Genomic DNA, 21,984 nt, shown 5'->3' with positions numbered 1-21,984 from the left:
TCTCCGACACACCGCGGTCCGCACACACTGCGGCCCGGACCGCGACGCCGTTTGCACGGTCGACGTCGCGGTCCGGGCCGCAGGGGGTTCTCGTCGGGTCAGCCGGCGACCTCGGCCCGCTCCTCCGAGGTGACGTCCGCCTCGGCCGGTGCGGACTGCGGGCCCGCACCGGTCTTGCGGCGTGCCGCGAGGACGTAGACCACCGTGAGCAGCGCCAGCCAGACCGCGCCGACCTCGAGCGCCACGCGGGTGTCCTCGTGGAAGCCGAGCAGGACCAGGACGGCGGCCATGAAGACGAGCGTGATGATCTGGCCGTAGGGCCAGAACGGGGCCGGGAACTTCAGGGCCGCGGTCTCCTCGGCCGACATCGAGCGGCGGGCCTTCACATGGGTCAGCATGATCATCACCCAGACGAAGACCGTCGCGAACGTGGCGATCGAGGAGATGATCAGGAAGATCTCGCCGGGCACGACGGCGTTCATCACGACACCGAAGAGCAGCGCGCCGATCATGACGAGGGTGGTCACCCACGGCACGCCGTTGCGGGTCGTGCGCCGCATGGCGGCGGGGCCGTGGCCGCGCTCGGCGAGGCCGTACATGGTGCGTCCGGCGGCGAAGATGTCGCTGTTGATGGCCGACAGGGCGGCGGTCAGGACGACGACGTTGAGGACGGCGGCCGCGGACTTGAGGCCGACCCCGGCGAAGATCTGCACGAACGGGCTGCCCGAGTCGTCGATCTGCTGCCACGGCGTGATCGACATGATCACGGCGAGGGTCAGGACGTAGAACAGGATGATCCGCATCGGGATGGTGTTGACCGCGCCCGGGATCGTCTTCTCCGGGGACTGCGCCTCGCCCGCCGTGACGCCGATGATCTCGGTGCCGCCGAAGGCGAACATGACGATGGCGAAGGAGACCACGAAGCCGTCGATGCCGCCCGCGAAGAAGCCGCCGTGGCTCCACAGGTTGTCCAGGCCGACGTGGACGTGGCCGCTGCCGAGGCCGAAGGCGATGACCGCGATGCCGACGAGGATCATCGCGACGATGGCGACGATCTTCACGAGGGAGAGCCAGAACTCCAGCTCACCGAAGACCTTCACGCTGACGAGGTTGAGCGCGCCGACGATGACGACGGCGGCGAGCACCCAGATCCAGCGGGGCACGTCGGGGAACCAGAAGCCCATGTAGACGCCGATGGCGGTGACGTCGGCGACGGCCACGATGACCATCTCGAAGGCGTACGTCCAGCCGGTGACGAAGCCGGCCAGCGGGCCCAGGTACCGGTTCGCGTACTCGCCGAAGGAGCCGGCGGTCGGCGATGCCACGGCCATCTCGCCCAGGGACCGCAGGACGAGGAAGACGGCGGCGCCGCCGATCAGATAGGCGAGCAGGACGGCCGGACCGCCCGCCTGTATGGACTCGGAGGAGCCGTAGAACAGCCCCGTGCCGATGGCTGAGCCGAGCGCGATGAAGCGGATGTGCCGTGAGTTGAGCCCTCGGCTCAGGCCGGCCTTTTCGGTACGCAAACGAGTGTCTCCCTCTTCGGGGTGGGGCCAACGGACGTTCCGGGGGACCTGATGTCCGGGCTCCCAATGACGAACGGCAGCCTGTATATTCCTGTCTATACAGGTGCGTCAAGAGGTGGTCCGATGAGTGAGCGGGCGAACGGCCCCGAGCGGTCCCCCGGAACCGCGTCGAGCGCGTCCCCGGCCGTGGGACGCGCCCTGGACATGTTGCTGTACCTCGCCGGCCGACCTGGCCTGGTGCAAGCCGCCACTCTAGCCCGTGACCTGGGCATTCCACGCTCGTCGGCCTACCACGTGCTCACGGTCCTGGTGGACCGCGGCTTCGTCACCTACGTGCCCTCCGAGCAGGCCTACGGACTGGGTGTCTCGTCCTTCGAGGTGGGCTCCGCCTATCTGCGCCACGAGCCCCTGGAGCGGCTCGCGCGGCCCATCCTGCGCACCGTCGCGAGCCGGCTCGGCCAGACCGTGCACCTCGGGATCCTGCACGGCGCGGAGACGGTCTATCTGCTCAAGGAGCGTCCTCCGGTCCGTGCCGGTGACATCGACATCGCACTCGTGACGGATGTGGGTGTGCGGCTGCCCGCGCATCTGACGGCCAACGGGCGCGCCATCCTCGCGCACACCTCCGAGGCGCAGCTGCGCGCGCTGTTCTCCCGGCCCGGCGATCTGACCACCCGCACCGGGCGCGGTCCGCGTTCGCTCACGGAGCTGACCGCCGAGCTCGGCAGGGAGCGGGAGCGCGGCTGGTCGCAGGAGGTGGAGCTGGTGTCGCCGGGCTTCTGCTCGATGGGCGCGGCCGCCTTCGACCACAACGCACGCCCGGTGGCCGCGATCAGCACCACCTGGCGCCGCCACCACGGCCGGCACGACACCGAGGACGTCCGCGAGGCACTCGCCCAGGGCGCGGCGCGGCTGACCACGGCGTTCTCCGGACACGTCCCGACTCCGGGTGGGGGTCAGGCGTCGTCCTGAGCCGGGCCGGTGCTCAGTGCGTGGCGAACGCGCCCTCGAGCCGGTAGCGGGTGCCCGGGTGCAGCAGCCGCGCGATGCTCACGAGGGCGTCCCGCGACCAGGTGCGGCGCTGGATCAGCAGGCACGGCTCCGTCGGTCCCACGTCGAGGATCGCGCACTCCTCCGGCGAGGCCAGGACCGCCTCGACGATGTGCTCACCGCGGCCGAGCGGAGCCACCTTCGACAGGAACGCGAACGGCGTCTGCAGCGTGAAGTCCTGCTCCAGGTAGCCGGGCGCGAAGGCCGGGTTGACGTACCGGTCCTCCAGCTGGAGCGGCACCCCGTCCTCGTAGTGCACGACCTGGGAGCGGAAGACCGGCCGGCCCTTGCCGAGGCCGAGGTGGGCGCCCGTGCGCTCGTCGGCCTCCTCCTCGCCCAGGGACAGCACGCGGGCCGAGTAGCGGTGGCCGCGCCGGTGCACCTCGTCGGCGATGTTGTGGACCTCCAGGAGCGCGGAGCTGGCCTTGCGCTCGGCGACGAAGCTGCCGACGCCCATGACGCGCCGGATGACCCCGTCGGAGGCGAGTTCGCGCAGCGCGCGGTTGACCGTCATCCGGGACAGGCCGAGCGCGTCGACGAACTGGCTCTCGGAGGGCAGGGCGTCGTCCTCCCGCCAGTGGCCGTCCCTGATCTGCCGCTCGACGAGCTCCTTGACGCGCTGGTACGCGGGCACGGCGCTGCTCGCGCCCTCCGCGTACCACCGGGCCAGCTCGGCCGGCTCCACCGTCACGTCGCCCACTGTCCTCGCCATCCGCTCCCCCGCTACCGGCTACTGCTGCGTACCTCGAATCCTATGGGGACGGCTGCCGCGGCGGACGGGCCGATGGTCCCGCCCGCGGGGAAGCGTCTCGGATCCGAGAAATACCGGCGGCCCCGCTGGTCCCGGCCCCCGCACTCGCGTGTCATGACGGTGCACAACGGCTCGATCCCCCTGAGGAGCACACATGACCAGCCCTTCCCCCGAAACGCCGGGCGTCGTCCGGGCCCCGCGCGGCACCGAGCTCAACACCCTGGGGTGGCAGCAGGAGGGCGCCCTGCGGATGCTCATGAACAACCTCGACCCCGAGGTCGCCGAGCACCCCGAGGACCTCGTCGTCTACGGCGGCACCGGGAAGGCCGCCCGCAACCACGCCGCGTACGACGCGATCGTGCGCACGCTCAAGACTCTTGAGGCCGACGAGACGCTCCTCGTGCAGTCCGGCAAGCCGGTCGGTGTGATGCGGACGAACGAGTGGGCGCCGCGCGTACTGCTCGCCAACTCCAACCTCGTGGGCGACTGGGCGAATTGGGAGGACTTCCGCAAGCTGGAGGCCGAAGGCCTCATGATGTACGGCCAGATGACGGCCGGCTCCTGGATCTACATCGGCTCGCAGGGCATCCTCCAGGGCACGTACGAGACGTTCGGCGCGGTCGCCCGCAAGAAGTTCGACGGCACGCTCGCCGGGACCATCACGCTCACCGCCGGCATGGGCGGCATGGGCGGCGCCCAGCCCCTGGCCGTCACGATGAACGACGGTGTCGCGATCTGTGTCGACGTCGACGAGACCCGCATCGACCGCCGCATCGGCACCCGCTACCTCGACGTGAAGGCCGACAACCTCGACCACGCGCTCGAACTGGCCGTGCAGGCCCGCGACGAGCGCCGCGGCCTGTCCATCGGCGTCGTCGGCAACGCGGCCGAGATCTTCCCCGAGCTGCTCGAGCGGGACGCGCCGATCGACATCGTCACCGACCAGACCTCCGCGCACGACCCGCTCGCGTACCTCCCGGTCGGCATCTCCGTCGCCGACTGGCACAAGGAGCGCGAGGCGGACCCGGCCGGCTTCACCGAGAAGGCCCGTCAGGCCATGCGGCTGCACGTCGAGGCCATGGTCGGCTTCCTCGACAAGGGCGCCGAGGTCTTCGACTACGGCAACTCGATCCGCGACGAGGCCCGCAAGGCCGGCTACGACCGGGCGTTCGCGTTCCCCGGCTTCGTCCCGGCGCACATCCGGCCGCTGTTCGAGGAGGGCCTCGGCCCGTTCCGTTGGGCCGCCCTGTCCGGCGACCCGAAGGACATCGCCGCCACCGACAAGGCGATCAAGGAGCTGTTCCCGGAGAACAAGCACCTCCACCGCTGGCTGGACATGGCCGGTGAGCGCGTCGCGTTCGAGGGGCTTCCGGCGCGCATCTGCTGGCTCGGCTACGGCGAACGCCACCTGGCGGGCCTCAAGTTCAACGAGATGGTCGCCAGCGGCGAGCTGTCCGCTCCCGTCGCCATCGGCCGCGACCACCTCGACTCCGGTTCGGTCGCCTCTCCTTACCGCGAGACCGAGTCGATGCTCGACGGCTCGGACGCCATCGCCGACTGGCCGCTGCTCAACGCCCTGGTGAACACCTCGTCCGGTGCCTCCTGGGTCTCCCTCCACCACGGCGGCGGTGTCGGCATGGGTCGCTCCATCCACGCCGGTCAGGTGTGCATCGCCGACGGCACCGAGCTCGCCGCCCGCAAGCTGGAGCGCGTGCTCACGAACGACCCCGGCATGGGTGTCATCCGGCACGTCGACGCCGGGTACGAGCACGCCGCCTCGGTGGCCAAGGAGCGCGGTGTGCGCGTTCCGATGACGGAGGGCGAGGGCGACTCCGCGTGAGTACGTCCCACAAGTTCCGGGAGGGCGCTCTCCCGGTCGCCGACGTTCCGGCCCGGCCTTGGTCGGGCCGGGACGACGGTCCTGGCGCGGAACACCTGCGCTGGCATCACGCGGTCGGGCTCGATGCCGGTGCGGCGGAGCCGGGTGACGTGGCGTTCGTCGGCTTCGCCAGCGACGAGGGTGTACGCCGCAACAAGGGGCGCCCGGGCGCCTCCCAGGGCCCGGACGCCCTGCGGCGGGCCCTCGCCCCGATGGCGCTGCCGAAGCCGCTGCGGGCGCTCGACGCGGGTGACGTCGTGGTCGACGAGCACGCGCTGGAGGCGGGGCAGGAGCGGCTCGGCGCCACGGTCGCCCACCTCGTCGACGCGGGGCACCCGGTGGTGGTCCTCGGCGGCGGCCACGAGGTCGCGTACGGCACGTACAGCGGCCTGGAGCGGACGCGGGCGGTACGCGCCGGTGGCCGGCTCGGGGTGCTCAACCTCGACGCACACTTCGACCTGCGCGACGACGCGCGGCCCAGCTCGGGCACGCCGTTCCTTCAAATGGCGCGGAACGAGGCCCGGCACGGCCGAGACCTCAACTACTGGGTGCTCGGCATCAGTCAGGCCGCGAACACGGAGGCTCTGTTCCGCACCGCGGAGTCGCTCGCGGTGCGGTACCTGCCGGACACCGAGTGCGGTGTCCTCGACCTCGCGCGGGTGGAGGCGTTCACCGACGCCTTCCTCGACAGCTGCGACCTCGTCCACCTGACGATCGACCTCGACGTGCTGCCGGCGGCGGTCGCCCCGGGCGTCAGCGCCCCGGCCGCGTACGGGGTGCCACTTGAGGTCGTCGAGCGGGTCTGCGCGCGGGTCGCGGCCAGCGGCAAGCTCGTGGTGTGCGATGTCGCGGAGCTGAACCCGGAGTTCGACGTGGACGCACGTACGGCCCGCACGGCCGCCCGCCTGGTGCACCGCATCGCAACCGGCTGGTCCTGACACCACCACTCCCCCACGAACAGGCCGCCAGGCCGCCCGGCACACGAAGGCCGCGGCCTGGCGGCCGCGCGGTTCCCGCGCTATCCGCCCACCGCGTCGCGCACGAACCGGCGCAGGTGCGTCCGCACGGCGTCGGGCTGTTCCAGCCAGGGTTCGTGCCCGGCGTCCTCGATCCGCGTCAGCGGCAGACCGAGCCGCGCGAGGGATTCGAGGGCCTCGACGGGACGCGGATCCCGGACGCCGCCGAGGAGTTCGGCCCGCGCCGGCAGACACGCGCGCAGTTCGGCCAGGCGCGCGTCGAGCGGGTCCGCGCGCCCGTCCTCGCCGAGTTCGGCGTTCATGGCCCAGTTCACGGGGCGGCGCCGACAGGCTTCCTGCGCGGCCCGGTGCCACCCGCATTCGGGGTCCGCGTGGTCGGTGAACCAGGACAACGTGAGCAGTTCGACTTCCTGCTTCTCGGTCCGGTCCGGTATCTCTTGCAGCGCGTGGCGCCGCTCCAGCTGTGCCGCGGACATCCGGCGCCCTCGTTCCGCCCGGTATCCGGTGCGCCAATCCCCCACGAAGGGGCCGCACATGAGCAGCATCGCGGCCACGCGGTCGCGGTGCGCCAGGCAGAACCGGCTCGCCAGGTCAGTGCCGTAGGAGTGCCCGATCAGCACGGCCCGGGGCGCGTCCCATACGTCGAGCAGTTCGGCGAGATCGTCGACATGCCGGGCGAGCGAGTGGCTCCCCTGCCACGGCGAACGGCCCGTGCCCCGCTGGTCGTAGCGGTACACGGGCGTGATGTCCCCGACCATGGCGGCTACCTCGCCGAGGTAGTCCGGAAGACCCGGGCCGCCGTGGAGCATCACCACGGGCGGCTGCCGGGTCCCGTCCCCCAGCAGGGTCCAGCTCAACCGGGCCCCGTCGGTCGTCGTTGCGAGGCCCCGCGTCGTCATCAAGGTCACCGCGGAGAACCTACCGACCGCGCCGACCCGCCGCCAAAGGTCGAGAAGACCTCAGCGGACCTCGGTCAGGGTCACGACCGCCAGGACCCCGTCGACAGCCACGTCGACGGGGGTCTCGTCGTCCTGGAGCAGCACCGCGTCCAGGCGGTTCAGGCGGACGGTGTCCAGCGTCGCCGTGCCGTCCAGGACGAGGGCCAGGACGCGGGTGCCCGGGGCCGGTTCGAGCACGGTCGGGCCGCGCTCGATGCGGACGTCGGCCTTCGCCTCGGTGCGGCGGGTCATGACGTTGAAGTCGACCAGGGGGCCGCCGAGGAGACGGCAGTCGGTCGTGGCGTCGCCGGAGAAGGGGAAGGGGGCGTAGCGGGTGTCGATGGTGTGTTCCGTGCCGTCGACGGTGAGGGCCATGCCTGGCCCCTCGACGACCGTGATGATCCGGTCGACGCCCTCGAACGCGGAGAACGGGCCCGCGGTCGCCACGTCGGCGAGGCTGATCCGCCACGCGAAGTCCTCGGTGGTGGAACCCTCGGGGTGCGCGAGCACCTCCGTCGTGATGCCTCCGCCGTTCTTCCAGGGGGCGGGGGTGCGTGCGTCGGCGCGCAGGATCTGGGGTGCCATGACGGTCAGTTGTCCTTGTCTTCGTACGGACGGCCGGGCCGAGACTAACGCTCGGTCGTGTGCCGTGATGCGAGGGCGGCTTCAGTGAAGACGCGGTAGCCGGCCTCCGGGTCGTAGCCGTGGATCTCGCGGGTGTCGAGGGCCGCCATGTACGTCAGGACGTCCTTGCTGACGACCTGTCCGGGGACGAGGACCGGGAAGCCCGGCGGGTACGGCGTGACGAACGTGGCGGAGACGACCGTACGTCCCTGTGCCATCGCGTCGGTGATGGCGTCCACCGTGAGGTGCTCGCACTCGGTGTCGTCGTAGGCGAGGAAGAACGCGGCGCGCATGTCTCCCTCGGGGGTGTGCGGGCTCGGCCGGAACACCGGGTGGAACTCGCTGAAGTCGGGCAGCGCGGCGGAACCGGCGTCGAGGGCGCTGACGGCGTCGCGGTGCGCGGAGCGGTCGTGCGGACCCATCTCGCCGACGCTCTCCTCCAGGTCCTCGGCGATCCGCACGAGCACCTCGATGAGGTAGGCGACGGAGCTGCGGGTGGTGCCGATGTTCGTCATGAACAGGAGCGTGTTGCGGGTCGTCTTGTTGACCTGGACGCCGTGCCGGTCCATGAGGAGGTCGTGCTTGAAGGTGTCCCCGTCGATCCCGGTGCGGCCGATGTGCATGGTGGCCCGGGTGGGGTCGAGCACGAACTCGTCCTCCTCCCAGGCCCGTTCCATCCGGGCGAGCCCGGCGGGCAGCGGCTGGTCGATCCCGGAGGAGCGGAAGCGGGGCGGGACGAGTTCGGGGGTGGTGAGGATGTGCAGGTAGCGGCTGAGCAGCGGGTGCTGGTCGACGGCGTCGCGGAGCACACCGGCCTGTTCGAGCTGCTTCTGGACGAGGGCGTACCCCTCCAGGACGGCCTGGCGCCGGCCCAGGTCCATGGAGGCGAGGATCTGGTAGTTGGGCGAGGTCGAGGTGTGCGTCATGTACGCCTCGTGGAACACCTCGGCGACCTTGTGCCGGAAGTCCTGGTCGAAGACGTGGACCATGGAGCCCTGGCGCATCGAGGTGAGCGTCTTGTGCGTGGACTGGGTGGCGTAGACGCGGACGCGGACCTGCTCGGGGTCGGGCATCAGCCGGGTGGTGGCGAGGGTCTCGTCGTCCGGGAACTCGCCGAGGCTCGCGCGGTGGGCGGCGTACGTGTCCGCGTACGCGGGGTCGCGGTAGCGGTCGGTCAGCGTACGGGCGGAGGCCATCGCGGTGCGCCGCCGGTACACCGGGTGGAAGCGGGCGAAGGCGAACCAGGCTTCGTCCCACAGGAACGCCAGGTCCGGCTTGAGCGCCAGGCACTCCTCCATCACGCGCGACGGGTTGTAGACGATGCCGTCGAAGGTGCAGTTGGTGAGCATCAGCAGCTTGACGCGGTGCAGGACGCCCTCGCGCTTGAGCATCAGCAGCTTGCGCTTGATCTCCTCGACGGGGACGGCGCCGTACATGCCGTACTCGTCGAGCGGATACGCGTCGAGGTACACGACGTGCGCGCCGGCCAGGACGAGCCCGTAGTGGTGGGACTTGTGGCAGTTGCGGTCGACGAGCACGATGTCGCCGGGCCGCACCATCGCCTGCACGACGATCTTGTTGGCGGTCGAGGTGCCGTTGGTGACGAAGTAGGTCTGGCGGGCGCCGAAGGCCTCGGCGGCCAGGTCCTGGGCCTCGCGCAGCGGCCCCGTGGGGGCGAGCAGCGAATCGAGGCCGCCGGAGGTGGCGGAGGTCTCGGCGAGGAAGATGTTCAGGCCGTAGAAGTCGGCGATCTCCGGTATCCAGGGCGAGTTGAGCACCGAGGCGCCGCGGGAGACGGGCAGCGCGTGGAAGACGCCGGTGGGCTTGCGGCTGTGGGCGCGCAGCGCGGTGAAGAACGGGGCGCGGTGGCGTTCGGTGATGCCGTGCAGGATCGACAGGTGGAGTTCGAGGAGGCCGTCGCGGGCGTGGAAGACGCGCCGGAAGCGGCGGCTCAGGCGGCCCGCGGTGGACTCGACGGCCCGTTCCGAGACGAGGTAGAGGTCGAGTTCGGGGCGCAGGGCGAGGAGCCGGTCGCCGAGCGTGCTGACCTGTTCCTCGCTGTCGCCGGGGCTCGCGGAGGCCGCGTCGCCGGACTCGTCGAAGAAGCGGCGCACGACGCTGAGGTCGTGCCGGGAGCGGTCGGTGAAGCGGTCGCGGATGACGACGGCCTGGAGGCTGGAGTTGACCAGCGAGGTGATGACCGCGTCCTCGAAGCTGGGCGCGACGACGATCTCGTAGGCGAACTCGTCGTCGGGGCGGCGCAGTCGGCGCAGTTCGGCGCGGAGCGCGTGCTCCTCGGCGGCGTCGAGGTCGCCGACGACGAGGACTTCGAAGTACGGGGTGGTGGGCGCGGGCAGGGTGTGCGCGGCGTCCGCCGGGTCCTCGGGTGCGCCGCTGGGGGTGGCGGCGGTGTGCGGGGCGGTGCCGCGGTGCGGGTGGCCCGCGAGGGCGCGGTTCAACTCGTCGGCGCGCTGGGCGAGATGACGGTGGTCGCCCTCGGCGAGCAGGGCCGCCAGTTCCGTGAGGGCGGGGGTCCCCGGGAAGGCCCAGCAGTGCTCGATGGGCGTCAGGAGGTCGATGAGTTCCTCGATGCCCGCGACGGTGTGCGAGTGGTCGTCCGCGCCCTGCGTGGCCAGGCGGTGGGTGAGGTCCGTCAGGGAGCTCCAGGCGTCGGCGCGCAGTTGCCCGACGCTGTTGTGCACCGTGGCCGTCGGCAGGTCATTCACCGGGAAAGAGCTCCTTCTGAGGGCTGCCCGGCCGCGCCGCGGACGGGGAGGGCACGAAGAGGGTGGGGCGTGGCGTGGGTGGCAGCGGGCCGGGGCCTCGCCCGTTGCGCCGGGTCCTGACCGGCCCTTCCCTTCGGCACGTTGAGGGACGTGCGAGGGGAAGAGCCGGCCGGGGCCCGGCACACCTCCCGGGTCACGCCGGAGCCGGGAGGTGTGAGGGACGGGGTGCGTCCGGGTCAGACCAGGTCGCCGGTGACCGACTCGGCGGCGGCCAGGGCACGGCCGGAGGCGACGTACTGGACGGCCTCCTCGATCTCGGGGGCGAGCCAGCGGTCGGTGCCGGGGCCCTCGACGGTCTTGCGCAGGCCCTCGCGCACGGCCGCGGTGGCCGGGGCGGGGGTCAGCGGGGCGCGCAGGTCCAGGGCGCGGGCCGCGGTGTAGAGCTCGACGGCGAGGACGCGGTTCAGGCCGTCGATGGCGCGGCGCAGCTTGCGGGCGGCCGACCAGCCCATGGAGACGTGGTCCTCCTGCATGGCGCTGGAGGGGATCGAGTCCACGGAGGCCGGGGTGGCGAGCCGCTTGAGCTCGGAGACGATCGCGGCCTGCGTGTACTGGGCGATCATGTGGCCGGAGTCGACGCCCGGGTCGTCGGCCAGGAAGGCGTTCAGACCGCGGTTGCGGGCCGGGTCGAGGAAGCGGTCGGTGCGGCGCTCGGAGATCGAGGCGACGTCCGCGACGGTGATCGCGAGGAAGTCCAGCACGGCGGCGACGGGGGCGCCGTGGAAGTTGCCGTTGGACTCGACGCGGCCGTCGAGGGTGACGACCGGGTTGTCGACGGCGCTGGCCAGCTCGCGGGAGGCGACGAGTTCGGCGTGGCCGAGGGTGTCGCGGGCGGTGCCGTGGACCTGCGGGGTGCAGCGCAGCGAGTAGGCGTCCTGCACGTAGGTGCAGTCCGGGCCCGCGTGGCTGGCGATGATCGCCGAGTCGGCGAGCAGGGAGCGCAGGTTGCCGGCGGAGTCGCCCTGCCCGGGGTGCGGGCGCATGGCCTGCAGGTCGGCGGCGAACACGGCGTCGGTGCCGAGCTGGCCCTCGACGCTCATGGCGGCGGCGATGTCGGCGGTGCTGAGCAGGCGGCGCAGGTCGTGGGCGGCGAGGACGAGCATGCCGAGCATGCCGTCGGTGCCGTTGATGAGGGCGAGGCCCTCCTTCTCCTCCAGGACGACCGGGGTGATGCCGGCGGCGGCGAGGGCCTCACCGGCGGGCTTCTTCTCACCGTCGGCGGTGCGCACGACGCCCTCGCCCATGACGGCGAGCGCGCAGTGCGCGAGGGGGGCCAGGTCGCCGGAGCAGCCGAGCGAGCCGTACTCGTGGACGACCGGGGTGATGTCGGCGTTCAGGAGCGCGGCGTACGCCTCGGCGGTCTCGGTGCGCACGCCGGTGCGGCCGGTGGCGAGGGTGGACAGACGCAGCAGCATGAGGGCGCGCACGACCTCGCGCTCGACCTCGGGGCCCGAACCCGCCGCGTGGGAGCGCACGAGGCTGCGCTGGAGCTGGGCGCGCAGCTCGGTGGGGATGTGACGGGTGGCCAGGGCGCCGAAGCCCGTGGAGACGCCGTAGTGGGGCTTGACGTCGTCGGCGAGGGCCTTGATGACCTCGCGACTGCGGGCGATCTCCTGGAGGGCCTCGGGGGCGAGGGTCACCCGGGCGCCGTGACGGGCAACGGAAACAACTTCGTCGGCTGCGAGGGCACCGACACCAACAACAACGTTCATGCCCCTATGAAGCCGCAGACGGAGTGGGGTTCGCGAGTCGTGCGACACGTCTTGTGTCTGGGATCCAAGACGCTGAGTCTGGGTTCCCAGACAGATGGTTTGCGACGTCTCTGGTCTACGCTCGCCCCATGAGCATCGTCCCGGCCGCCGCCCAGGTCCTGGCCGTCCTGCGCTATCTCGCCCGCCAGGCCGCGCCCGTGCCCGCGGCCGCCATCAGCCGTGACGTGGGGCTGCCGCGCTCGACGACGTACCACCTGCTCGACACCCTGGCGGCGGACGGCTTCGTGGTCCATCTGCCGGAGGAGCGGCGCTACGGGCTCGGGGTCAGCGCCTTCGAACTCGCCTCGGGCTACGAGCGCCAGGCCCCGTTCCAGCGCCTGGCCCGGGCGCCGCTCGCCGCGCTCGTCGACCGCACGGGCCACAACGCCAACCTCGCCGTGCTGCACGGCCGCGAGGTCATCTACGTCATCGAGGAGCGGGCACCGGGCCGTCCGCCGCTGGTCAGTGAGGTGGGCGTGCGCCTGCCGGCCCATCTGACGGCGAGCGGACGCGCGATCCTGGCCCTCCTGCCGCCGGCCCAGGTGCGGGCGCTCTTCCCCGACCGCTCGGCGTTCGTGCAGCGGCACGGGGCGGGCCCGGCGACGCTGACCGCGCTGCGCACGCTGCTCACCCAGGCCCGCCGCCGCGGTTACGCGACGGAGGAGGGCGAGGTCACCCCGGGCCTGTCCTCGGTGGCCGCACCGGTCCTCGACCACCACGCCCACCCGATCGCCGGGATCGCGGTGACGTTCCCCGACGAGACCGTGGACGAGGCGGAGCAGCGGCGGATAGCGGGCCATGTGGCGCAGACGGCGCGGGAGCTGACGCGGCGGGTGGGCGGGGCGACGCGGGCGCCGTCGGCGTAGGGCGGAGCGCACGCCCCCGTCCCGATGACTTTCCGACACGGCAGCGGTCAGTACAGACAGCGGACAACCACTGCCAGCACCTCGACTCCCCACGGAGAACGTCATGCCCCTGGACCTCTTCGCCGGCATCCCCGTCACCGACTACGCCGCGGCGCTCCCCTGGTACGAGCGGTTCTTCGGCGCGAAGCCGTCGTTCCTGCCGAACGAGATCGAGGCGGTGTGGGAGGTGGCCGAGCACCGCTACGTCTACATCATCGAAGACCCGGAACGCGCCGGGAACGCGCTGACCCTGTCCTTCGTCGACGACCTCGACACCCGCATCGCCGCGATCGCGGAACGCGGCCTCGAGCCCACGAAGCGCGAGACGTTCGACGGCGGCGTGACGAAGGTGATCTACCGGGACGCGGACGGCAACGAGATCAGCTTCGGCGGCAAACAGGCCTGACACCCCCGGCATTCACGAGGCCCCTCACCGCCGGTGAACCCCCAGCCCTTCGCCGCCCGCCGCGAGATCGGGACGCAGGACGAGTTCCTCGTCGTACTCACCGCCCACCTCGGGCCGGTACGCCAACGGTTCCTCGTCGGGAAGCGTACGCAGCCGCTCCCGCAGCGCGGCGGAGGTACGGGCGTAGTCCGCCGCGTCGTGCCGGTCCGCGCCGTATGTCACGAACGGCGCGAGCGGCGCCATCCCCGTGTACCAGAACGTGCCGTGCAGCAGCGGGAACAGCACCTGGTCCACCTGCCCGTGGATCCCGCGCGGCCCGAACCCGGACGGCCGGGCCCCCACCGACGTCACGACCAGGGCCCGCTTGTCCGCCAGACCGCCGTCGCCGTACCGCCGGGTGTGCCCGTCCGGCGCCTTCACCCCGAACCCGAGCCCCTGCACCAGCACCCGGTCGAACCAGCCCTTGAGGATCGCCGGGGGCCCGAACCACCACAGCGGGAAGTGCAGGACGACCACATCGGCCCAGACCAGCTTCTCGATCTCGCCCCGAATGTCGGCGCTCAACTCCCCCGCCGCATAGGCCCGTTCCTGCTCGGCGCCAACGAACAGCCGCTCACGGCCGGGCGCCCCGCAGCCGAAGTCGTCGGCGTCCAGGACCGCCTTCCACTTCATCGCGTACAGATCGGACACCTGGTACGCGTGCCCGAGCCCGTCGAGGTCACCGAGTGCGTCGGCCATCAGGGAACCGTTGAGGGAACGCTGTTCGGGGTGGGCGAAGACCCAGAGAATGTTCATACCTTGAGCGTGCGCCCTCACCTTCGCACGGCGTCAGTGGCCAGATGGCCATGGGCCGCAGGAATCTGGCCACCGCTTCACCGGGCTGGGCTGACCCGAGCCCTCTCGCCTCAACGGCCCGCCGGACGCCACTCGAACATCACGATCGTCGCGTCGTCGCGCAGCCGGTTGTCCTGGGCGTCGACGATGGAGTGGATGAGCCGGCGCAGTGTCTCCGGTGGCAGTTCACCGGTGGCGGTGGCACGGACGATGTAGTCGACGAACCGGTCGAGCCCCAGTTCGTCGCCGTGCTGGGTGCGGGCCTCGGTGACACCGTCGGTGTACATCAGGACCCGGTCCCCCGGTTCGAGCTTCATTTCGTGCACCCGCCGAGGGGCCGAGGAGAAGGTCGCCGGCAGCCCCAGGGGCGGGTCGGCGTCCCGCTCCATCGCCCCGGCCAGCAGGCGCTGGTCCCGGATCAGCAACGGCGGCGGGTGCCCGCAATTGATCCAGCGCAGTCCGCCGGTGGCAAGGTTCAGCTGGCACAGGATCGCGGTGCAGAACTGGTCGGGCAGCCATTCGGCCAGTGCCTCGTCGACGGCGTCCACCAGTTCGGAGAGGTCGGCCCCGGTGCGGCGGGCGTTCCGGCAGGCGGCGAGCGAGACCACGGTGGTCAGCCCCGAGGCCAGGTTGTGCCCCATCGAGTCCAGGATCTCCGCGTGGAGCGTCGTATCGGTCAGGGCGTGATCGAAGGCGTCCCCGCCGATCTCGTAGGCCGGCTCCATGACCGCCGTCGAGACCGCGTGGGTGGTGCCGATCGTGCGGGGCGGCAGGTAGGCGCGCAGCATCTCGGCGGGCAGCTGCATCGGTTCGGTGCGGGCACGGCGGACGTAGGTGTCCTTGAAGGCCCGCTTCGAGGTGACCATCATGGCGCACAGGTGGGCCAGCGTTCTGCCGCGTCGCAGGGAGAGCGGATCGAGCGCGGGCGCGTGCACGGCGAGCACCCCCAGCCGCTCGACCCCGTCCACCATCGGCAGCCAGGCGGTCATCCCGCCGAGCTCGGACTCCTCGACCCGCAAGGACTGCGTGCGATACGCCCAGCCGGCGAGCGAGTCGTCGATGGGGAGCGTCGGGACCACATCGTTCAAGGGGGCGAGCCGGCGCTGCTGCAGATCGGCCTGGTAGACCACGGCGCTCTGCAGCCCGAGCGCCTTGGCGCAGCGCGCCACCGCCGTGGTCAGGTCCACCGCCGCATTGCCCGGGTCGGCCAGGAACTCCCCGAGGGCACTGTCCGCGGTCTCGGGTACCGTCAAAACGCCATCACTCCCTGTGCGGTCGGTACGGACGGCTTCCAGGCAGTCTCTCCCCGCGCGCCAAGGACCGCCTCCGGGCCGCCGCCGACTGCCGCGACACGAGTGACGGCGCGCCACCTACTCCATCAGGGCCACCGCGAGCGCCACGACGATCAGGCCGCTGGCCAGCCCGACGAGCACGAGGCGCAGCGCCGCCAACCGGTCCTGCGGGGGCCTGGTGTCGTCGCACTCGCAGCCCGCCGCCCCGTGCCAGAGCACGGGTGAATCGAGCCAGTACGGATCGGTCAGCTCGGCCTGTTCCTCGGCGCGCACGGTGTCGCTCATACCGGGGAAACGACACTGCGCCGCATGAGGGCGCGCGCCTGGCCGAACCGTTATTGCGCCCTCACGGAATGGTCACAGTCGCGGCGCGGACACCCGCGTCATCCGTTCCGTCGACTGGGATGGATTGAAAGCGTTCAACGCTCCATTCGGCCAGGCCCTCCTCACTCTCAAGTGGCGACTACAGCCGCATCCTTCTACGCGAATCCTGTCCACCTCATTGACGCTCCGCAGCCCCACCCATACCGTCCGCCTAAATCGATTCACCTACGCTGCGAGGTCATCGTGATCAGTAGAAGGAGCGTCCTGACGGGGACCGCCGCCGTACTGGGAGCCGTGGCGGCAGGAGGGCTGCCCGTCGCTCGGGCCGCCTCCGCGTACGCCTTCGCCGACCGGATGCGGCAGGCGTACGGCGGTGTCGGGATCGAGTTCCGGCCCGAGGTGCGGTGGTGGCTCGCCGAGGGGCTGAACACGGATGCCACGCTGCGGGCGAACGTCAAGCAGATCGCCGATCTCGGCTTCGGCGCCGCCGAGTTCCTCGCCATGCCGGAGGAGGGCGCGGACGACAAGACGTACGGCTGGGGCTCGGACGAGTGGACGCACGACTCGCGGCTCGTGATCGAGGAGGCCACCGCGCGGGGCCTCGGGTTCAGCCTGACCAGTGGCACGCACTGGGCGACGGCCAACCTCCCCGACACGTTCACGTGGGACGGCGCGGCGTTCGACTACGACAACAAGGCGGCGTCGAAGGAACTCGACTACGCCACCGTCCTGTTGGACGCGGGCGAGGCCTTCGACGGTGCGCTGCCGCGCACCGTGAAGCCGAAGGAGTCGGCGGACTCGAAGGAGAACGTTTTCGAGGGAGTCGTCGCCGCCAGGATCACCAAGCCGCGCCCCGGCAGCGGACAGGCGCCCGGGTACGGCCAAGGGACCGGCACCGGCGAACTCGACCTCGACTCGCTCACCGACCTCTCCGCCCAGGTCGTACGGGACGGCGACACGTACTCGCTGAAGTGGACGGCCCCCGACGACGCCCCGGACGGCGAAGGACAGTACGCCCTCTTCGTCTACTGGATGCATGGCACCGGCGAGATCTTCGAGCCGTCGACCAGCAAGAACTACACGATCAACTACGTCGACCGCTACGGCATCGACGCGCTCAAGGACTACTGGGAAGCGAACGTCCTCACGCCCGAGCTGAAGGAGACGATGCGGCGCAACGGCCGCGGGGAGATCTACATGGACTCCCTCGAACTCGCCAGTTACGGCGCGGCCGGTGTGCTGTGGGGCCACCACTTCAAGGACGAGTTCCGCGCCCGGCGCGGCTACGACGTGACGCCGTACCTCCCGGTCGTGTCCTGGGACAAGACACGTCACGACTCCAACAAGCCACCGGAGTTCGACTACGCCGTCGCGAGCGACACGGACACCGGCCGCGTCCAGAAGATCCGCAACGACGTCAACCAGACCTTCTCCGAGCTCTACGAGGAGAACGTCCTGAAGCCGCTGCAGGCGTGGCTCCACGGGCTGGGCATGAAGCTGCGCGCCGAGCCGTCGTACGGGATGGTGTACGAGATCTCGACGCCCGCGAAGTACCTCGACGGCGTCGAGACGGAGACGTTCGCGCAGAACGGTGACCTCGACGTCTACCGCGGCATGCTCGGCTCCGCGCACATGTACGGCCGCCCGTTCTCCAGCGAGACCGGCGCCGTCGGCGGCCGCAACTACTACTACGACATGGACTACTGGACGCGGATCGCCTACCTGCAGTTCGCCGGGGGCGTCAACCGCACGGTGTTCCACGGCTATTCGGCGATCGAGGGCTCCGAGGCCGACACCCACTGGCCCGGGCACGAGGGCATGTACTCGTTCTTCTCCGAGCGGTTCGGCGGCCGTCAGCCGGCGTCGATGATGTACCCGGAGTGGACGGAGATGCTCGGCCGGATCCAGAAGGTGCTGCGGCAGGGCAAGCCGCGCCGGGACCTCGCGATCCTCAGAACGGACAACGCCTTCATCTCCTACGGTCAGCCGCGCGCCAACACCCCGGCCGAGAACAGCTACTTCATGAACGACAAGCCGTACTTCTGGCGCGATCTCGCGCTCCAGCACGCCGGTTACACCTACGACTACTTCTCGCCGCAGCTCCTGGAGGACGAGGCCAACGTCCGGTGGACGCGGGACGAGCTGCAGCCCGACGGGCCGGGCTACCATGCCGTCATCCTCTACCAGGACTCGCTCGAACTCTCCGCCGCCAAACGCCTGTTGACGATCGCCAAGGGCGGCCTGCCGGTCCTGTTCGTCAACAACACCTCCGAGATCCGGTCCCACGAGGGGCCCGAGATCGCGTACGGGAAGGCCGCCTCGACCACGCGGTTCACGCGGGACGGCGAGGAGGAGCTGGGCCGGGTCGTCGCCCGCATCAAGAAGCTGCGCAATGTCGCCGAGGTCGACCGGGCCGAGGACGCCCTCGCCGCGCTGAAGCGCCTGGGCGTCGAGCCGCGCGTCGCCTACGCCGCCCCGAACGACACCATCATGACGATCTCCCGGCTCGACGCGAAGGCGAACGTCCTCTACACCTTCGCCTACAACTTCAAGTTCGAGAAGAACAAGGGCAAGGACGCCACCACCTTCACCCTCTCCATGGCCGGCCGCGGCAAGCCGCACACCATCGACGCCTGGACCGGGGCCCTCGACCCGGTGGGCACCTACGCCACCGACGGCGGGCACACCAAGGTCGAGCTGTCATTGAAGCCCGGCGAGGCCGCCGTCCTCGCCCTCGACCTCAAGGACCGCACGCCGCACACCCACGCGGTCGCCACCACCGCGGACCGGGTGATCGAGGACGGGTCACGCCTTTCGGTCCTGGCCACCCGCAGCGGCACGTACACCACCACGCTCAGCAACGGCCGCAGGGCGAGCACCCGGGTCCGGGTCCCGGACCCGATTCCGCTCGAACGCTGGGACCTCACCGTCCAGGACTGGAACGAGGGCGACCGCAAGGTCAACACCGAGACCAAGTTCGGCCACGAGACGAAGGAGGTGTACTACACGACGAAGAAGACGGACCTGTCCTTCCCCGACAGCCACCTCGTCCCGTGGAAGGACCTCCCGGCGACGGAGGCGCAGCTGTCACGTCTCGCGGGCGACAACCCGTCGATGTCACACGTCTCCGGCATCGGCACGTACGAGACGACGTTCCGACTGCCACGCGGCTGGACCAGGTCCAACGGCGCCTACCTCCGCATCGGTTCCACCAATGGCGACCAGGCCCGCATCCTCGTCAACGGCCACCAGGCCCCCGGCCTCGACCTGCGCACCCTTCAGGTCGACATCTCGGACCTGCTGCTCGCGGACGCCGAGAACACGTTGAAGGTGATCGTCGCAACGACCCTCACCAACCGTCTGCTCCAGCGCGGCTACGAGACGCAGGGCGGGGTGCAGGACTACGGGTTGACCGGGGAGGTGTCGATCGTGCCGTACACCGTGGCGGAGGTGTCGGTCGGCTGAGGCACCGGGCGGCGGCGCCCACGCAGGCCGGCGCCGGTGTGCTCCGCCGCCCCGGACGTCTCACCCTTCCTCCAGCGCCTTCCGGAACGGCAGCGGGCTGTGCAGTGCCTGTTCGATCCGCTCCAGTGAACGGCCCTTGGTCTCCGGCACCTTCAGGGCGACGAACGCGATGCAGGCCACGTTCATCAGCGCGTAGAAGAGGAACGTGCCGGAGCGGCCGATGGTGTTGATCGCGGTCAGGGCGGTCATGGCGATGAGCAGGTCGAAGCCCCACAGGCAGACCGTTGCCAGGCTGGTGGCCTGGCCGCGGACGCTCAGCGGCAGGATCTCGGGGCCGATGAGCCAGACGACGGCCTGCATGCCGACACCGTTGAACAGGATGTACGCGAACAGCGCGATGATCACGGTCCACCGCTCGACCGAGGAGTCTCCGAGGACGCCGAAGGCGACTGCGAGGACGGTCATCGCCAGGGCGGAACCGGGCAGGAACCACAGGATCGTGCGGCGCCGGCCGGTCTTGTCGACGGCGATGGCGCCCACCACACCGGCCACGACGAGCATCGTGCCGATGCCGATGCCTGTCAGGAGCGCCACCGAGTCCCCGAAGCCGGCGTCGGCCAGGATCGTGGGCGCGTAGTAGACGATGGCGTTGATCCCGGTCAGCTGCGAGAAGGCCGCGATGCCCACGGCGATCAGCAGGGCCGGGCGCAGCCAGCGCTGCCCCAGACTCCGCCAACTGCCGCCGCCCGCGGGGGCGGCGGCCGTGACGGCCGTGATCTCCGCAGCCTCTGCCGCGACATCCGTGCCCGCGGGCCGCAGCCGCCCGAGCGTGCGCAGCGCGGCGTCCGTCCGGCCGTTCTCGATCAGCCAGCGCGGGCTCTCGGGCAGGAAGGCCATGCCGATCGCGAGGGCCGCGGCCGGGACGACGGCCAGACCGAACATCACCCGCCAGCCTCCGCTGTCGTTCAGTGCCCAGCCGCATACGTAGGCGATGAGCTGGCCGATGGCGACCATGAGCTGGAAGACGACCATCAGGCGGCCGCGGATCGCGGGCGGGGACAGCTCGGCGATGTAGACCGGCACCATGTTGGACGCGCCGCCCACCGCGAGGCCCAGCACGAAGCGGGCGGCGATCAGTGTCGTCACGCCGGGCGCCAGCGCGGCCGCGACCGCACCCAGGGCGAAGATCACCGCGACGGCTGCGACCACCCTGCGGCGCCCGTGCCGGACGGCGGCGCGGCCTGAGACGACGGCGCCGACCATCGCGCCGAGGAGGATGACACTGACCACGATCTCCTGTTCGCGCGAGGTCAGGTCGAGGTCGTCGCGCAGGTGGAGCAGGGCGCCGGAGATGATGCCGGTGTCGTAGCCGAAGAGCAGGCCGCCCAGCGCCGAGACGGCGGCGACGGCGTAGACGAGGCCGGGGGTGCGCCCCAGTCCCTTTCCGGTGTCCTGGTCGGGTCGCCGGGCGGCCACCGCGGTCGGCTCAGGCATCGCCCATGACCAGACCCTCGATGGTGTGCTTCTGCGTGACCGGCGTCAGTGCGTCGACGACCGGGCAGTCGAGGTGGCGGCGCACGCGCTCGGGCAACGCCTCCCAGTAGGCGCGGGTGACGGCGGTGTCGTGACGGTCGCCATTGGTGGCCTCGGGGCCGTCGATGCCGAGGATGAGCACCGGCCGGGAGACGGCCGATTCGTTCTTGGTGCCGCGATGGATGGTGAGCGCGGTGCGGGCCGAGATGTCGCCGCGCTGCGGGTACTTGCGCACGGCGCGCTCCTCGTAGCGGGCGTAGTGCTCGCGGGGCGGGAACATGCCGTGCTCGAAGTCGGGTTCGTCGTCCCACTGCGTGCCGGGGGCGATCTCGAAGGGGCCCATGTCCTCCTTGGTGTCGACGCCGGTGACGTTGAACGCGAGGGAGGTCAGACGGCGTTCGGTGCGGGTCTCGTCCGGAATGGGGAAGTCGCGGTGCCAGGGCTGGTTGACGGCTCCCTCCAGCGGTACGTCGAAGCCGAGTTCGACGATGCGGTAGTCGGGGCCGAGAACGGCGGTGGCCACCGAGCGCACCCAGGGGTGGTCGACCAGATCGACGAAGCCGCGCAGCTGCTCGGGGTGGATCTCGACGTAGTAACGGTTCGGTCCGCGACCCACGGCGCCGCCGGGCCGGGCGCGCGCCTCTTCGTAGGCCGTCTCGATGTCCTCGCGCAGCCGGTCCGCCCACTCGACGGTGAAGGCGCCCTTCCGCGCCGTGATGCCGTCGGTGTACAGGTTCTCGACATCCCCCGACACGTCCACGTCGAGCTCCGCGGGAACGACACCGGGAAATGCGCCACCAGCGGATGCCACACCGGCAGAAGCGTGCACAGCCATCCTTGCCTCCTTGCAAGCAGAACTTCCGGCGACAGGTTTGCATCGATGCATGCAACGTTGCAATACCCTTCTGGTGAGGAGTTTCGAGGCGGCGGTCCGCCCAGGTGC

Annotated in this window: 17 protein-coding genes; 6 read left to right on the top strand and 11 right to left on the bottom strand. The window is 70.9% G+C overall.

The window, feature by feature from the left end; genetic code table 11:
* Positions 1 to 98: 98 nt before the first annotated feature.
* The gene (locus ACZ7L4_RS03405; protein ID WP_472099293.1) at positions 99 to 1,526 is read right to left on the bottom strand and encodes an amino acid permease; all 1,428 of its coding nucleotides are present in this window, start codon (positions 1,524 to 1,526) and stop codon (positions 99 to 101) included.
* A gap of 123 nt (positions 1,527 to 1,649) precedes the next feature.
* Between ACZ7L4_RS03405 and ACZ7L4_RS03400 the strand changes: the two genes are divergently transcribed.
* Positions 1,650 to 2,498 carry an IclR family transcriptional regulator gene (locus ACZ7L4_RS03400; RefSeq protein WP_472099291.1) on the top strand — a complete coding sequence of 283 codons (849 nt, stop codon included), beginning with the start codon at positions 1,650 to 1,652 and terminating at the stop codon, positions 2,496 to 2,498.
* Between the two features lie 13 nt (positions 2,499 to 2,511).
* Here ACZ7L4_RS03400 and hutC read toward each other — a convergent pair whose 3' ends face one another.
* On the bottom strand, positions 2,512 to 3,267 hold the full coding sequence (gene hutC / locus ACZ7L4_RS03395; RefSeq protein ID WP_472099290.1) for a histidine utilization repressor: 756 nt from the start codon (positions 3,265 to 3,267) through the stop codon (positions 2,512 to 2,514).
* Between the two features lie 214 nt (positions 3,268 to 3,481).
* Here hutC and hutU point away from each other — a divergent pair, with 214 nt between their 5' ends.
* Positions 3,482 to 5,167 (top strand): urocanate hydratase, encoded by a 1,686-nt coding sequence (hutU, locus tag ACZ7L4_RS03390; RefSeq protein WP_472099288.1) that lies wholly within the window; start codon positions 3,482 to 3,484, stop codon positions 5,165 to 5,167.
* The gene (gene hutG, locus ACZ7L4_RS03385) at positions 5,164 to 6,144 is read left to right on the top strand and encodes a formimidoylglutamase (protein ID WP_472099287.1); all 981 of its coding nucleotides are present in this window, start codon (positions 5,164 to 5,166) and stop codon (positions 6,142 to 6,144) included. Before hutU ends, hutG begins: the two co-directional genes overlap by 4 nt.
* A gap of 80 nt (positions 6,145 to 6,224) precedes the next feature.
* Here hutG and ACZ7L4_RS03380 read toward each other — a convergent pair whose 3' ends face one another.
* From ACZ7L4_RS03380 to hutH, 4 genes are all read right to left on the bottom strand, one after another.
* Positions 6,225 to 7,082 carry an alpha/beta fold hydrolase gene (locus tag ACZ7L4_RS03380; RefSeq protein ID WP_472100375.1) on the bottom strand — a complete coding sequence of 286 codons (858 nt, stop codon included), beginning with the start codon at positions 7,080 to 7,082 and terminating at the stop codon, positions 6,225 to 6,227.
* A 60-nt stretch (positions 7,083 to 7,142) separates the two neighbouring features.
* Positions 7,143 to 7,706, bottom strand: coding sequence for a HutD/Ves family protein (locus ACZ7L4_RS03375; protein ID WP_472099286.1), 564 nt, complete (start codon positions 7,704 to 7,706; stop codon positions 7,143 to 7,145).
* A 44-nt stretch (positions 7,707 to 7,750) separates the two neighbouring features.
* Positions 7,751 to 10,471 (bottom strand): aminotransferase class I/II-fold pyridoxal phosphate-dependent enzyme, encoded by a 2,721-nt coding sequence (locus tag ACZ7L4_RS03370; protein ID WP_472099284.1) that lies wholly within the window; start codon positions 10,469 to 10,471, stop codon positions 7,751 to 7,753.
* A gap of 236 nt (positions 10,472 to 10,707) precedes the next feature.
* Positions 10,708 to 12,243: a histidine ammonia-lyase gene (gene hutH, locus ACZ7L4_RS03365; RefSeq protein WP_472099282.1), complete on the bottom strand. Its 1,536-nt coding sequence runs from the start codon at positions 12,241 to 12,243 to the stop codon at positions 10,708 to 10,710.
* A gap of 128 nt (positions 12,244 to 12,371) precedes the next feature.
* Here hutH and ACZ7L4_RS03360 point away from each other — a divergent pair, with 128 nt between their 5' ends.
* Both ACZ7L4_RS03360 and ACZ7L4_RS03355 read left to right on the top strand, forming a co-directional pair.
* Positions 12,372 to 13,148, top strand: a complete 777-nt coding sequence (locus ACZ7L4_RS03360; RefSeq protein WP_472099280.1) for an IclR family transcriptional regulator — start codon at positions 12,372 to 12,374, stop codon at positions 13,146 to 13,148.
* A gap of 103 nt (positions 13,149 to 13,251) precedes the next feature.
* A complete protein-coding gene (locus tag ACZ7L4_RS03355; protein WP_472099279.1) occupies positions 13,252 to 13,593 on the top strand; it encodes a VOC family protein in 342 nt (113 codons plus the stop codon).
* A gap of 24 nt (positions 13,594 to 13,617) precedes the next feature.
* On the opposite strand, the gene ACZ7L4_RS03350 is transcribed toward ACZ7L4_RS03355, so the two are convergent.
* The 3 genes from ACZ7L4_RS03350 to ACZ7L4_RS03340 all read right to left on the bottom strand — a co-directional run bounded on the left by ACZ7L4_RS03350 (position 13,618) and on the right by ACZ7L4_RS03340 (position 16,004).
* The gene (locus ACZ7L4_RS03350) at positions 13,618 to 14,388 is read right to left on the bottom strand and encodes an NAD(P)H-dependent oxidoreductase (protein ID WP_472099278.1); all 771 of its coding nucleotides are present in this window, start codon (positions 14,386 to 14,388) and stop codon (positions 13,618 to 13,620) included.
* A 110-nt stretch (positions 14,389 to 14,498) separates the two neighbouring features.
* Positions 14,499 to 15,680 (bottom strand): PP2C family protein-serine/threonine phosphatase, encoded by a 1,182-nt coding sequence (locus ACZ7L4_RS03345; protein WP_472099276.1) that lies wholly within the window; start codon positions 15,678 to 15,680, stop codon positions 14,499 to 14,501.
* 117 nt (positions 15,681 to 15,797) lie between these two features.
* Complete coding sequence (locus ACZ7L4_RS03340; RefSeq protein WP_472099275.1) at positions 15,798 to 16,004, bottom strand: hypothetical protein; 207 nt, start codon at positions 16,002 to 16,004, stop codon at positions 15,798 to 15,800.
* A 282-nt stretch (positions 16,005 to 16,286) separates the two neighbouring features.
* Between ACZ7L4_RS03340 and ACZ7L4_RS03335 the strand changes: the two genes are divergently transcribed.
* A complete protein-coding gene (locus ACZ7L4_RS03335; RefSeq protein ID WP_472099274.1) occupies positions 16,287 to 19,508 on the top strand; it encodes a glycosyl hydrolase in 3,222 nt (1,073 codons plus the stop codon).
* Between the two features lie 60 nt (positions 19,509 to 19,568).
* Here ACZ7L4_RS03335 and ACZ7L4_RS03330 read toward each other — a convergent pair whose 3' ends face one another.
* Both ACZ7L4_RS03330 and ACZ7L4_RS03325 read right to left on the bottom strand, forming a co-directional pair.
* Entirely contained in the window at positions 19,569 to 21,002 is a 1,434-nt protein-coding gene (locus ACZ7L4_RS03330; RefSeq protein ID WP_472099272.1) for a sugar porter family MFS transporter, read from the bottom strand.
* On the bottom strand, positions 20,995 to 21,876 hold the full coding sequence (locus ACZ7L4_RS03325; RefSeq protein ID WP_472099271.1) for a phytanoyl-CoA dioxygenase family protein: 882 nt from the start codon (positions 21,874 to 21,876) through the stop codon (positions 20,995 to 20,997). The genes ACZ7L4_RS03330 and ACZ7L4_RS03325 overlap by 8 nt, the downstream gene beginning before the upstream one ends.
* Positions 21,877 to 21,984: the final 108 nt, after the last annotated feature.

This window comes from Streptomyces sp. NPDC107575 (genome assembly GCF_055657265.1).
This window is presented reverse-complemented; position numbering and strand designations above follow the sequence as displayed.